This window comes from Bacillus sp. MSP13 (assembly GCF_000815295.1).
Classification (GTDB): domain Bacteria; phylum Bacillota; class Bacilli; order Bacillales; family Bacillaceae; genus Bacillus; species Bacillus vallismortis.
Window position 1 is genome coordinate 192,832 of sequence record NZ_JXAQ01000002.1, and the last position, 12,517, is coordinate 205,348.

A 12,517-nucleotide genomic window follows, 5' to 3' on the forward strand; every position below is an offset into this window, starting at 1 on the left:
TAAAAGCGGTGCTCCCTGCACCGCTTTTTTTATTTGCGCCCCCGCTGGACGGCAGAATACATAATGGACCGCTTTCCATTTGAAGCTGTCCATTCGAACCGGTCTCCTGTCCCGTCATGGCTGTAGTGATGCTGCATCGCGCATTGGGCGGTGTCGTTTGAAAAATGATAAAAAGAAACACCCTGCTCCGCAGGTGTATTCGAAAAGACGCCTTTATTATAAGAGAACACACAATCGAATACCGATAAGCCAAAACTGTGCAAGTGCTGTAAAAATGCGAGAAAGGTTTCGTCATCAAGCGAATCCAAAAGCGCGATGAGCGGCCGCTTGACTGATTTTTCATAACGAATGCGCTCTCCGCCAGAAAGGGAGATGTTTTCTTCACCGCATGATAGAACCAATTGCTTCTGAAAGCTGGCCTGCTCCCACTTTCCTTTATGATGAATCCAGATTGGGCTGTGATGGAGACTGTCCGCGAGAAGGATCTCGCCTTCTCCGGTTTCGATTAAACAGATGCCCTCTTCAATAAAAATGATGCCGTATTCCCATTTTCGTTCTTCTTTATATAATAATTGTTTCCGTTTCATCAATGTTGTCTCCTTTTTCTTCTTTCCTCTCTTTTCTTTCCAATTCAAGCCTGTCCCATACAACTCTTTTATGGACAAATCAACTATCTGCCTATAGATGCATAAACTTACTAAGGTGCTGAAAGAAACGAATTTGTTATGAAAGAAACGGGATTGGAGCTGATATCACATGTGTGGAATTACGGGTTGGGTCGATTTTAAAAAGCAGCTCGTCCAGAACAAACAAACGATGAATAGAATGACAGACACTCTTTCCAAACGGGGGCCTGATGATTCTAGCGTTTGGGGAGAGCACCATGTTTTATTCGGACATAAAAGGCTGGCGGTCGTGGATATTGAAGGCGGGCGCCAGCCGATGGCATGCACCTTTCAAGGGGATACGTACACCATTATTTACAATGGCGAGCTGTATAACACGGAGGATCTGCGCAAAGAATTGCGGGCGCGGGGCCATCAGTTCGAGCGGACATCAGATACCGAGGTGCTGTTGCACAGCTACATTGAATGGCAGGAAGACTGTGTAGACCATCTCAATGGCATATTCGCTTTTGCTGTGTGGGATGAAAAGCGCGATCTCATGTTTGCCGCGAGAGACCGTCTCGGCGTGAAGCCGTTTTTTTATACGGAGCAAGGATCTTCTTTTCTCTTTGGGTCAGAGATCAAAGCGATCCTCGCGCACCCTGAGATCAAAGCGCGAGTGGACAGAACAGGGCTTTCTGAAATTTTCGGGCTCGGACCGTCCAGAACACCGGGCACTGGTGTATTTAAAGGCATAAAAGAAGTCCGTCCGGCTCACGCGCTGACGTTTTCCAAAGACGGACTGAATATTTGGCGTTATTGGAATGTTGAAAGCCAACACCATACGGATCGTTTTGATGACACGGTTGCCAATGTCAGATCGTTGTTTCAGGACGCGGTGACGCGGCAGCTTGTATCGGATGTGCCGGTTTGTACGTTCCTATCAGGCGGACTGGACTCAAGCGCCATTACGGCGGTTGCGGCAGGCCATTTTGAAAAGGAAGGAAATGCGCCGCTTCATACTTATTCGATTGATTACGAAGAGAACGATAAATTTTTTCAAGCAAGCGCTTTTCAGCCGAATGATGATGGGCCTTGGATCGAAAAAATGACAGAGGCCTTCGGCACAACGCACCACAAATGCGTTATCAGCCAAAAGAATCTCGTCGATCATTTGGAGGAAGCCGTGCTGGTCAAAGACTTGCCGGGAATGGCTGATGTCGACTCATCCCTGTTGTGGTTTTGCCGGGAAATCAAAAAGGACTTTGTCGTCAGCCTGTCGGGAGAGTGCGCGGATGAGATTTTCGGAGGTTATCCGTGGTTCCATACGGCAGACGTGGAGTCGGGCTTTCCATGGATGAGATCGACAGAGGAACGGATCAAGCTGCTTTCTGAATCATGGCAGAAAAAATTGAATCTCAAAGAATACGTAAATGCCAAATACGAAGAAACCTTGGCGGAAACGCCATTATTAGACGGAGAAACGGGTGTGGACAAAGCAAGAAGACAGCTTTTCTATTTAAATATGCTTTGGTTTATGACAAACCTTTTGGATCGGAAGGACCGCATGAGCATGGGAGCGAGCCTTGAAGTGCGGGTGCCGTTCGCTGATCACCGGCTCGTAGAATATGTGTGGAATATCCCATGGGAAATGAAAATGCATGACAACCGGGAAAAAGGCATTTTGCGCAAAGCGCTCGAGGGCATTTTGCCAGATGACATTCTGTATCGCAAAAAAAGCCCGTATCCGAAAACACACCACCCGGAATATACAAAAGGCGTCAGTGAATGGCTGAAAACGATCAGAAACCAAAAAGACTCCGTGCTCCATACGCTGCTGGACAGAAAACAATTGGATCAGCTTTTAGAAACGGAAGGCTCCTCCTTCAAGGTTCCGTGGTTCGGGCAGCTTATGAAGGGGCCTCAGCTGATCGCCCATCTAGCTCAGATCCATACATGGTTTGAAGCGTATCGCATTGATATTGATGAAGGATAAAGATATTTAACATGATGATCTACAAGGTTCCCAATGGAATGTCAGACTTATAAACTAAAAAAGGATAGGTGGGCAGAAAATATGCTCTGCTTATCCTTTTTAATATTGAAGCACGGCTTGTTGCGCGAAAGTCCTCTGTTACTTCAATAGTTCAATCTTCTCCCGATGAAATGAGCTGATATGGGGCTTAATTTTAATTCCCGGGCCCATACAGAAAGTTGGCCGATATGGTGAATTTCGTGAGCTATGATATGGTGCAATATATCATCTCTCGTATATAAAACCTCTTTATCCCAAGGAACGCTTACAAGTTCATCTTTTATGTCATCTGCATATGTGTCTAAAAAGTCAATAATGTCAGTCCGGAAACGATTTGAAAGGGATTTAACCTGATCTAGTGTATGATAATCAGCGAACTGAACAACGATATCTTCTTTCCCTTGGATAGCACGAATCCAACTATATTCCACGTCAATAATATGAAAAAGGGTATATAAAATACTTCCTACTCCACCAAGACGATTTTTCAGCAACTCTTCAGTGGTTAGTTGATGACACCAAGTAAACCATTGATCCCTTACCTGCCAGTTATACTCAAAAAATTTTATCATTCACATCACTCCACTAATAGAATACATCAAATAACAATTATCCTTTTCCCCCCTTACATTCCTCTTTTTATTGAAGTAACCTGCCTGTGACATGAAAGACAAGTGTAGCTGTCATCATAAAAACATACTCACTTACCTTTTACAAAGAGTTTGAATCGGCTTTTTCTTCATATACAATTGGGAAAAAACATAATAGACTGGAAGAAGCAGTGATACATAGGAGTGAAAAGAAATGAAAGAGATAAAAGAAGCCTATCAGCAGTGCGGGCAGATCGTCAGCGAATGCGCGCCAGCCTGTTTCAAAGCATTCTCATTTCTCCCGCTGAAGCAAAGACAAGCTGCTTGGGCGGTACTGTCGTTTTGCCATACGGCGGCCAATGCGGATGAGAACGCGTTATCTGCCATTGAAGCTGAGGCGGAACAGGTTTTTTCCGGGACATATAACGGGAATCATTTTTTGTGGAAGGCTTTTAGCCATGCGTACCAGACCTTTACATTGGACAGCGAGCCATTTCGTGAGTTCTTTGCCGCACAGAAAGCGGAAGATAAACCGTTCGAAAGCCTTGATGAACTGCTCATGCATGCATATCAGACGGGCGGTGCGGCTGGATTGATGCTGCTGCCGATACTGACACGCCGAAACCAAGATCAGCTCAAACAAGCAGCCGTCTCTCTCGGCTTGGCTATACAGCTGATTCGAACCTTACGTGATCTCGGCACGAGCCAACAGCAAAAAAACCGCATCCCCCGGCAGGTGATGCAGCAATTCGGCTATACAGAGGACGATCTTCAGAAGGGAACCGTCAATAAGCCGTTCACAATGACATGGGAGTATATCGCTTTTGAAGCGGAAGCCTACCTTGAGGAGTGTCAGGATGCCTTGCCGCTATGTCCGCAGTATTCTCAAAAAACGGTGAAAGCCGCTCTTCGTTTGCACCGTGCTGTTTTAGAAAAAATCCGGTCGGCGCAGCACGATGTCTTTCGCCAGCAATACGAGGTCACGGAGAACGAAGCGAAGGGGATTCTGTCCGACATATAAAAAAACACCCGGCCTTGTTTGTGCCGGGTGTTATGCCATACCTTTTTGAATCCAGATGCGTGAGCGCCATCTTCTATACATTAAGATTCCCCGGACCCATTCGTCCGCGATAAAGGAAATCCAAATGCCGGCAAGACCGAAACCGAGGTGGATGCCGAATAGATAAGCAAGAGGGAGCCCGATGCCCCACATCGAAATCATGGCCATGTAGACAGGGAATTTCGCATCGCCAGCCGCCCGCAAGGAGTTGATTATGACGACGTTAAATGAACGGCCCGGTTCAAGAATAATCGTCATCGCAATCAAAAGGCTCGCAGTCGCGATAATATCAGGGCTTTGTGTAAAGATGCCGATCAGGTTTTTTGAAAAGATCGTCATTAAAACTGATGTTGCCGCGGCAATTCCGAGTGCCCAATATAAGCTCTTCATGCAGCGCTCATAAGCGGCGTCAAACTGTTTGCCGCCGATATAGCGGCCGATTAAAATTTGCGTGCCTTGGCTGATCGCGGTGCCGAACAGCAAAATAAACATCGTAATATTTTGCGTGTACACTTTTGTTGTTAAAGCCTGCGCGCCCATGATGGCGATAAAATAAGTGACAATCATTTGCGACAGGTTGTATGAAAGCTGTTCTCCCGCAGAAGGGATGCCGATTTTCAGCAGCTTGCGCAAATGCTCTTTATGCATATGAAAGACTTTTTTCAGTGACATCTTAAGCTGAATGCGTTTGTTGACAATGACAATCATCGCGATTAATCCGATGACGCGGGCGATAGATGTGGATATGGCCACACCGGTAACGCCGAGAACAGGAAAGCCAAACAGTCCGAAAATCACAATAAAGTTTCCGGCAATATTGAAAAGGTTCATGCCGATTGTGACAAACATCGTATCTTTTGTATAACCATAGCTTTTTAAGATCGCGCTGAATGTCATGATTAAAGCTTGAATAAAGGACAGACCTCCGACAACTTGTAAGAAGACTTTCGCATCAGGCATCAGTTCGTTTGATAATCCCATCATATGAAGGAGAGGGACCGCCGCGAAAAAGACGAGGGCGCTGATGGCAAGGCTGATGAAGAAGTTGGCGCCGATTGACACATAAGCGACTTCCATGGCTTCTTTCTTTTGCCGTGACCCTAAAAATTGTGAAATGATTACGGTCGTTCCTGTTGCGATAAAGCTGAACATCACGATAATTAAATTCAAAATCTGGTTGCTGACGCCGACTGCTGCCACGCTGTTGTCTGAGTATTGGCTGAGCATCAGTGTATCGGCATTACCCATAAACATATATAATGAGACCTCAATAAAGATCGGCCAAGTAAGCGTAAATAAGGAAAACGACTTGTCAGCGGGTTTTTTCAAAGCAGTTGATTTGAAGACAGCTTGTTTCATTGTGTCTAACCCCTTTCGTAAATAAAATCAACGTTTTAAAGTGTACCTCCATTTCCTTATAATAAAAAGGGAGAGAAACGATACTTCTTGCAAAAATCCGACTTAAAAAGGAGGATGACCAAATTGCCCCGCATCCAGTTTACAGTTCCCCCATTCCCGGTATTTATCGCAGCCGGAGAAGGGGTTTTTAAAAGGGGAGAAACCCATGTAAAACGCGTATTCTCTGTGTTTGACCTGATATACGTCAAGCAGGGAACGTTATATATAACGGAAAATGAACAATCGTTCTCTGTAGAGGGAGGCGAGTACATCTTGCTTTCTCCCGGTCTTGAACACTATGGAACGAAGGGCAGTGATGAAGCGACCTCCTATTATTGGCTTCACTTTGATGAAAACCGATATGAATTGACGGCAAAGGGAGGCAGCAATTGGTCTGAGCTGCAACAGGAGAAAGGGAGCTTCGTGGAGCCGGCCCGCTACGGACTGGCTTTGCCGAGAAAAGGCAAGGTGCAGCGCCCGCAGTTTATGGCGCAGCAGTTTGAAAGGCTGATCGATTACTCCGCGGAAAACTCCGATTTGCCGCTTAGAAAACAAATCTTATTTGAGGAGCTGATGCTGCATCTTCAAAAAGAGGCGTTTCAAATTCCGTCTGCGAAAGAGCGGGTTGCCTGGGAGGCGGCCCGGTACTTACAGGAGCATTATAAGGAAAAAACAACAATCAAAGATCTATCACTCGCCCTTCACTATCATCAGGATTATGTGAGCCGCTGCATGCAACAGGTGCTCGGCGTTACCCCGGCACAATACACGAACCGGGTGAGAATGACGGAAGCGAAGCGTCTTCTATCCTCTACAAACGATAAAATGGGCGTCATTGCGGAAACGGTCGGAATGGAAGACCCGACATACTTTTCCAAACTCTTTAAGCAGATAGAAGGCATTTCACCAATTGAATACCGGAAAATTGTCAGCCGGAAAGTTCAATAACCAGACGAGGGATGAATATGAAAACGACCATTTACGATGTGGCAAGGGCGGCGGGGGTCTCGATTACAACGGTGTCGCGTGTCATTAACAATACCGGCAGAATCAGCGGCAAAACGCGGCAGAAGGTGATCAATGTCATGAAGGAAATGGCGTATACGCCCAATGTCCATGCCGCGGCGTTGACGGGAAAACGAACGAATATGATTGCGCTTGTGACGCCAGATATTTCAAACCCGTTTTACGGCGAACTGGCCAAAAGCATTGAGGAAAAGGCGGATGAGCTCGGTTTTCAAATGATGATTTGCAGCACTGATTACGATCCGAAAAAAGAAACAAAGTATTTTTCAGTGCTGAAGCAGAAAAAAGTGGATGGCATTATTTTTGCGACTGGGATTGAGAATCATGACAGCATGTCTGCTTTGGAGGAAATCGCCAGCGAACAAATTCCGCTTGCGATGATTTCGCAGGATAAGCCGCTGCTTCCGATGGATATTGTTGTCATGGATGACGTTCGCGGCGGTTATGAGGCAGCCAAGCACCTGCTGTCACTCGGGCATACGAACATCGCCTGCATTGTTGGGGACGGATCAACAACGGGTGAAAAAAACAGGATCAAAGGCTTCCGCCAGGCGATGGAGGAGGCGAACGTGCCTGTCGATGAATCGCTTATCGTTCCGACACGGTTTTCTTTGGAAAGCGGCAAAGAAGAAGCGGGAAAATTGCTGGACAGGAACGCCCCGACGGCTATTTTTGCCTTCAACGACGTACTGGCCTGCGCCGCCATACAAGCTGCGAGGATAAGAGGCATAAAAGTGCCGGATGACCTTTCCATCATCGGTTTTGATAACACGATACTTGCAGAAATGGCGGCCCCGCCCCTGACGACCGTGGCCCAGCCGATTAAAGATATGGGACAGTGCGTCATCGAGCTGCTGGCCGAAGCCATCGAAGGAAAACGAAAGATGAAACAAAAAATCGTGCTGCCGCCTGAGCTTGTGGTCAGGCATTCCACATCAACGCTCAAAACACGAGCCCGCTAATGAGCGGGTTTTTTCATGTTGACAGTTGAAGCCAAAAAACATATTGCGTGCAGGCATAAGACATTGTAAAATGAAACCACCTTTTGAGAAAGCGCTTGCGCAAGGTGTGAAAGCGGTTTGGAGCGCTGTTTTTTTAGCTATTGTAAGAAAGCGCTTTCCTGAAGCGGTTCAAAAATGCGGTAAAGGAGAGGATGGGACGTGGAACATCAAGTAAGATGCGCGGTATTAGGATTAGGACGGCTCGGCTATGATCATGCGAAAAATCTCGTCACCCGTGTTCTGGGGGCAAAGCTGGTCAGTGTCGCTGATCCGATGAAAGGGAGAGCGGAGCAGGTTGCCAAAGAATTCGGTATCGAAAAATGGTCTGAGAACCCGAATGAGCTGTTAGAAGATCCCGGCATTGACGCTGTCATTATCGTAACGCCGACAAGCACACATGGCGATATGATCATCAAAGCAGCGGAGAACGGAAAGCACATCTTCGTTGAAAAACCGTTAACATTAAGACTTGAGGAATCAAAAGCGGTTTCTGAAAAAGTGAAAGAGACCGGCGTCATTTGCCAAGTCGGCTTTATGAGGCGATTCGATCCCGCGTACGCAGATGCCAAACGGCGGATCGACGCTGGAGAAATCGGCAAACCCATCTATTATAAAGGCTTTACGCGTGACCAGGGAGCGCCTCCGGCAGCGTTTATCAAACACAGCGGCGGGATCTTTATAGACTGCTCCATCCATGACTATGATATGGCCCGTTATTTGCTAGGAGCGGAGATTACTTCTGTTTCGGGACACGGCAGGATACTGAAGAATCCGTTTATGGAGCAGTATGGCGATGTGGATCAGGCGCTGACGTATTTAGAATTTGACTCGGGTGCTGCGGGAGATGTCGAGGCAAGCAGAACCTCTCCATACGGACATGACATTCGAGCGGAGGTTATCGGGACAGAGGGGAGTATTTTCATAGGGACATTGAGAAACCAACATGTGACCATCCTGTCGGCGAAAGGGAGCAGCTATGACATTATTCCAGACTTTCAAACTCGTTTTCATGAAGCCTACTGCTTAGAGCTGCAGCATTTTGCCGAGTGTGTGCGGGATGGAAAAACACCGATCGTGACAGATGTCGATGCAACGATCAATTTAGAAGTGGGCATTGCCGCGACCCATTCGTATCGAACCGGCAGGCCTGTACAGCTGGATGTGAATCGTGCTCATATTCGTTTATAGACGTCGGCACTCCCGCACGTACCTCTTTGCGATCAAAAAAGCAAGGACAGTTTAGCCCTTGCTTTCTTTCTTTTCATATAAATAGTACACATAATCAGTAGGTACGCCTGAATGGCCAAGCTGTCTCAGCATAGCGGTCACGTTCCCTCTATGATACGTGCCGTGATTGACGACATGCAGGATGACCCCTGTATAAGTTGTTGCCAGTGTCCCGTGTGTCGGATGCTGAAATAAGACCTGCTGTTCAAAGTCCGTCTGGCGGCTGAAGAAATCGTGATACTGTGCCTCCAGTTCAGAAACATGCTCTTTTATCACTGCCAAATTACGATGCGCGGCCTCGAATTTTCCGACGCTGTCTATCACCTCTTGGTAGGTTGCTCCTGAAAGAGTCTTCAGCCAAATGTAGTCAGCCCTGCACATATGAAGCAGCACATCGCTGATAGAAGGGAATACGCTTTGTACTTCTTGATAAGCTGTTTCCTCTGGCAGGTTTTCGATATGATTGAATATTCGCTTGTTTGCCCACGCGTGGTAGTCATAAAACTGTTTAGCATCAGTCATCAGCATTGCCTCCTTTTCTATGACATTCGCTGTCTCTTTTGTTTTTCCTTTAATTTCTGAATAATGATGCCCCGAAATATCCTGCTGCTATCCACATTACAACTGCCGAGCATTTGTTTACGATCAGCATAAGCCTGCCGCTTGTATCCATTGTCTGAAACAGCCGTCCCGCTATCGCAAGACTGATAAACCAAATCCAAGACACAGCGATGCATGCGGCCATAAAGAGCCATTTCTCATTCCCAGAGTATTGGAGCGAGCTCGTGCCAATGACGCCGATCGTGTCCAGAATAGCGTGCGGATTTAAAAGAGAAACGGCGGCCGCAAACGCAGCTTGTTTTTTAGCTGTGAACGTATTTTCCTCATTTTGGTTTGCTTCCGGACGGCTGTTCCAAGTCACCCAGCCCATATAGAGGAGAAACAAAAATCCGCCGGCCATCATCACTGTTTCAAACACAGGCAGCTGCTGGACGATGACAGATACGCCAGCAACAGCTAAAACAATTAACAGAGTATCGCAGACAGAAGCGCTGATGATGGCAGGAAGTGCCCGCCAAATATGCCTTTGCCACGCCCCTTGCTGAAAAATAAATACATTCTGCGCTCCCAGCGGCAAAATGAGGCCAAAGGCAAGCACAACTCCGTGAATGATTGCATTCATGCTGAAAAAACTCCTTTCACATCTGTTTTTTCAATCATAAGGGAGATTTTTTCCCGAGTCACCGGCCATTTGGTTGGGTTGAGAACCAGCCAAATGTATAATGTGAAGAAAAGAGGGGGGATGACCTTGACGCAATGGCAGCCAAGCCGATATTCGGATGTTCCGCTGCATCGGCAGATCGAACAATACATAAAAGATAAAATTCTTCACGGAGAGTGGGCTGTGGGGACGAAAATTCCTTCGCAGAGAACGCTGGCCGATATGTTTCAAGTGAACCGCAGCACAGTGACAGCAGCCATTGATGAACTCACTTCTCAAGGCCTGTTAGAGGGGAGAAGGGGCGGGGGCACGAAGGTTGTAAACAGTACGTGGAGCGTGCTGGCGGCTGAGCCTCCGCTAGATTGGAACGATTACGTCCGTTCGGGCATTCATCACCCAAATTCTTCTATCATTCAGGGGATTCATCAAAACGAACCAAGAGCGGATATCATCAGATTAGGCACAGGGGAGCTTTCACCGGATCTGCTGCCTGTTGACACAATGCGCCGGATGTTTCAGCAGATCAATCCGCACGCCCTGTCTTTAGGATACGAGCAGCCGAAAGGAAATCCTAAGTTGAGGGAGGCGGTGGCGGATCATTTAAAAAGCAAGCAGATCCATGTATCACCGTCAGCGATTTTCATTGTGTCCGGGGCACTTCAGGCGCTTCAGCTCATCTCGATCGGGCTTTTAAAACGAGGTTCTGTCATTTTGACCGAAAAGCCGTCCTACCTTCAATCATTGCATGTGTTTCAATCAGCGGGGATGCGGCTTCGCGGCTTGCCGATGGATGAATCGGGAATCAAAACGGGGCTGGTTTCTTCTTATCGAAAACAATACGGGGGACAGCTGCTTTACACCATACCGTCGTTTCATAATCCGACGGGCACTGTCATGTCAGAGCAGCGAAGGAAAGAGATCATCGGCCTGTCAAAAAAAGAGCAGCTGCCGATTATTGAGGATGATGCGTACGGTGATTTATGGTTTGAAGAAAAACCGGCACAGCCGTTAAAAGCAATGGATCATGAAGGCAATGTTTTATATGTGGGCACGTTTTCAAAAACAGTGAGCCCTGGCCTTCGAATCGGTTGGCTGGCCGGACCGGAGCCGGTCATTGAACGGCTGGCCGACATTAAAATGCAGACAGACTACGGCTCGAGCGGATTGTCCCAGTGGGCGGCCGCCGAATGGCTGTCGCAGGGGCATTATGAAAAGCATCTGACTTGGATACGCGGGGTCTTAAAACAAAAGAGAGACGCGGCAGTTCAGTTTCTCAAGCGGTATGCCGGAGACATCGCCACGTGGCGGATTCCGGCAGGCGGCTTTTATATATGGGTGACATTTCACAAACCCTTGCCTGTCAGCCATTTCTTTCATGAACTGCTGAAACAGCAGGTGCTGGTGAATCCCGGTTCTATTTACAACGGCGAAGAGCGAAGCAGCATCAGGCTGTCATATTCTTATGCATCTCTTGCGGATTTGGAAAAGGGCATTCAAGCGGCAGCTGATACAGCCCGACGCCTGATGATGTCTTAAGCGTTTGTTATACAATGACAGCTCCAAGCGACCTGGCAAAAGCAATCGCGTGCTCCGGCGCGATTTTGCAGCCTTTCAATTTGTCGAGAGAGACATGAAGCTGGTCAAAGCGGCACGTGCTGATGTCCATGTTTTGAAGGGACGTGCCGGAAAAGTTCGCACCTTCCAGTTCGCATCCGTCAAAGTGTGTGTGCTGGAGCATCGTATTGCTGCACTCACTTTGCAAAAGGGCGCAGCGATCAAATCGAACTTGTTTCATATTTGAGTACGAAAATGAGCTGAAATGTCCGTGGCACTCCTCGAATGACACATTCCGCAGCGTTGATTCCGCCACATTCATTCCAACCATTTTGGATTGCTTAATGGAAGTTCTGTGAATGACAGCTCCGCTGAAATCGGCGTTTGACAGATCACATTTTTCAAAGATCACATCGGTCAATTCAATATGCCGGAAAGACACATCAATAAACACGACATTTCTGAAAAGCGTTTTTTCCACACAAAGTCTGTCGATATCTTCGCCACAGATTGTGCAATTTTGAAACAAATGCATGCTGACCACATCATCCTGTGTCACGGTTTCATGAAAATCTGCGGTTTGCAGGCTTTCCGGTATGTGCGGTTTTTGAATCACTATTTTATTCATACGATGACATCCTTTGCTGCCCGAAAACCAGACGTCTTCGGGATCAATTTAATAGATCGTTACGGGGATTGCTACATATAGTGAATCGTGAAGAGCCTTTTCTTGGTACAGCAGCCCGCTTGTTTTGTAAGCATAAATGGAAAGCTTCCTGTGCGTCAAGGCGTTTACAGG

At 47.2% G+C, this 12,517-nt stretch carries 11 protein-coding genes and 2 pseudogenes; 7 read left to right on the plus strand and 6 right to left on the minus strand.

All coding sequences use genetic code 11. The features are described 5' to 3' along the window. Positions 1-29: 29 nt before the first annotated feature. The gene (locus tag SC79_RS01060; RefSeq protein ID WP_039073491.1) at positions 30-587 is read right to left on the minus strand and encodes a DUF2777 domain-containing protein; all 558 of its coding nucleotides are present in this window, start codon (positions 585-587) and stop codon (positions 30-32) included. A 169-nt stretch (positions 588-756) separates the two neighbouring features. On the opposite strand from SC79_RS01060, the gene asnB reads away from it, so the two are divergent. After that, the gene (gene asnB / locus SC79_RS01065) at positions 757-2,601 is read left to right on the plus strand and encodes an asparagine synthase (glutamine-hydrolyzing) (protein ID WP_039073492.1); all 1,845 of its coding nucleotides are present in this window, start codon (positions 757-759) and stop codon (positions 2,599-2,601) included. 143 nt (positions 2,602-2,744) lie between these two features. Here the strand turns inward: asnB and SC79_RS01070 are convergent, their stop codons facing one another. Next, a complete protein-coding gene (locus tag SC79_RS01070) occupies positions 2,745-3,212 on the minus strand; it encodes a DinB family protein (protein ID WP_039073493.1) in 468 nt (155 codons plus the stop codon). 209 nt (positions 3,213-3,421) lie between these two features. On the opposite strand from SC79_RS01070, the pseudogene SC79_RS01075 reads away from it, so the two are divergent. Continuing rightward, positions 3,422-4,251: pseudogene (locus tag SC79_RS01075) on the plus strand (phytoene/squalene synthase family protein). Positions 4,252-4,281: 30 nt separating this feature from the next. Here the strand turns inward: SC79_RS01075 and SC79_RS01080 are convergent. Continuing rightward, on the minus strand, positions 4,282-5,649 hold the full coding sequence (locus SC79_RS01080; RefSeq protein ID WP_039073495.1) for an MATE family efflux transporter: 1,368 nt from the start codon (positions 5,647-5,649) through the stop codon (positions 4,282-4,284). A gap of 123 nt (positions 5,650-5,772) precedes the next feature. Here SC79_RS01080 and SC79_RS01085 point away from each other — a divergent pair, with 123 nt between their 5' ends. The 4 genes from SC79_RS01085 (at position 5,773) to SC79_RS01100 (ending at position 8,903) form a co-directional block, all read left to right on the plus strand. Then, on the plus strand, positions 5,773-6,636 hold the full coding sequence (locus SC79_RS01085; protein ID WP_010329320.1) for an AraC family transcriptional regulator: 864 nt from the start codon (positions 5,773-5,775) through the stop codon (positions 6,634-6,636). 17 nt (positions 6,637-6,653) lie between these two features. Further along, positions 6,654-7,676 (plus strand): LacI family DNA-binding transcriptional regulator, encoded by a 1,023-nt coding sequence (locus SC79_RS01090; protein WP_039073497.1) that lies wholly within the window; start codon positions 6,654-6,656, stop codon positions 7,674-7,676. 70 nt (positions 7,677-7,746) lie between these two features. Continuing rightward, on the plus strand, positions 7,747-7,890 hold the full coding sequence (locus tag SC79_RS21110) for a hypothetical protein (protein ID WP_180298679.1): 144 nt from the start codon (positions 7,747-7,749) through the stop codon (positions 7,888-7,890). Beyond that, complete coding sequence (locus tag SC79_RS01100; RefSeq protein ID WP_039073499.1) at positions 7,875-8,903, plus strand: Gfo/Idh/MocA family oxidoreductase; 1,029 nt, start codon at positions 7,875-7,877, stop codon at positions 8,901-8,903. The genes SC79_RS21110 and SC79_RS01100 overlap by 16 nt, the downstream gene beginning before the upstream one ends. Positions 8,904-8,954: 51 nt before the next feature. Here the strand turns inward: SC79_RS01100 and SC79_RS01105 are convergent, their stop codons facing one another. Together SC79_RS01105 and SC79_RS01110 are read right to left on the minus strand one after the other, a co-directional pair. Beyond that, the gene (locus tag SC79_RS01105) at positions 8,955-9,464 is read right to left on the minus strand and encodes a DinB family protein (RefSeq protein ID WP_039073500.1); all 510 of its coding nucleotides are present in this window, start codon (positions 9,462-9,464) and stop codon (positions 8,955-8,957) included. A gap of 49 nt (positions 9,465-9,513) precedes the next feature. Beyond that, positions 9,514-10,163: pseudogene (locus SC79_RS01110) on the minus strand (LysE/ArgO family amino acid transporter). Between the two features lie 82 nt (positions 10,164-10,245). On the opposite strand from SC79_RS01110, the gene pdxR reads away from it, so the two are divergent. Next, positions 10,246-11,700 carry a MocR-like pyridoxine biosynthesis transcription factor PdxR gene (pdxR, locus tag SC79_RS01115; RefSeq protein ID WP_039073502.1) on the plus strand — a complete coding sequence of 485 codons (1,455 nt, stop codon included), beginning with the start codon at positions 10,246-10,248 and terminating at the stop codon, positions 11,698-11,700. A gap of 7 nt (positions 11,701-11,707) precedes the next feature. Here pdxR and SC79_RS01120 read toward each other — a convergent pair whose 3' ends face one another. Then, complete coding sequence (locus tag SC79_RS01120) at positions 11,708-12,346, minus strand: pentapeptide repeat-containing protein (RefSeq protein WP_039073503.1); 639 nt, start codon at positions 12,344-12,346, stop codon at positions 11,708-11,710. Positions 12,347-12,517 lie beyond the last annotated feature (171 nt).

Coding starts and splice junctions, on each gene's coding strand:
- asnB (WP_039073492.1), top strand. CDS start 757: ATGTGTGGAATTACGGGTTGGGTCGATTTTAAAAAGCAGCTCGTCCAG.
- SC79_RS01120 (WP_039073503.1), bottom strand. CDS start 12,346: ATGAATAAAATAGTGATTCAAAAACCGCACATACCGGAAAGCCTGCAA.
- pdxR (WP_039073502.1), top strand. CDS start 10,246: ATGACCTTGACGCAATGGCAGCCAAGCCGATATTCGGATGTTCCGCTG.
- SC79_RS21110 (WP_180298679.1), top strand. CDS start 7,747: ATGAAACCACCTTTTGAGAAAGCGCTTGCGCAAGGTGTGAAAGCGGTT.
- SC79_RS01105 (WP_039073500.1), bottom strand. CDS start 9,464: ATGACTGATGCTAAACAGTTTTATGACTACCACGCGTGGGCAAACAAG.
- SC79_RS01060 (WP_039073491.1), bottom strand. CDS start 587: ATGAAACGGAAACAATTATTATATAAAGAAGAACGAAAATGGGAATAC.
- SC79_RS01070 (WP_039073493.1), bottom strand. CDS start 3,212: ATGATAAAATTTTTTGAGTATAACTGGCAGGTAAGGGATCAATGGTTT.
- SC79_RS01090 (WP_039073497.1), top strand. CDS start 6,654: ATGAAAACGACCATTTACGATGTGGCAAGGGCGGCGGGGGTCTCGATT.
- SC79_RS01080 (WP_039073495.1), bottom strand. CDS start 5,649: ATGAAACAAGCTGTCTTCAAATCAACTGCTTTGAAAAAACCCGCTGAC.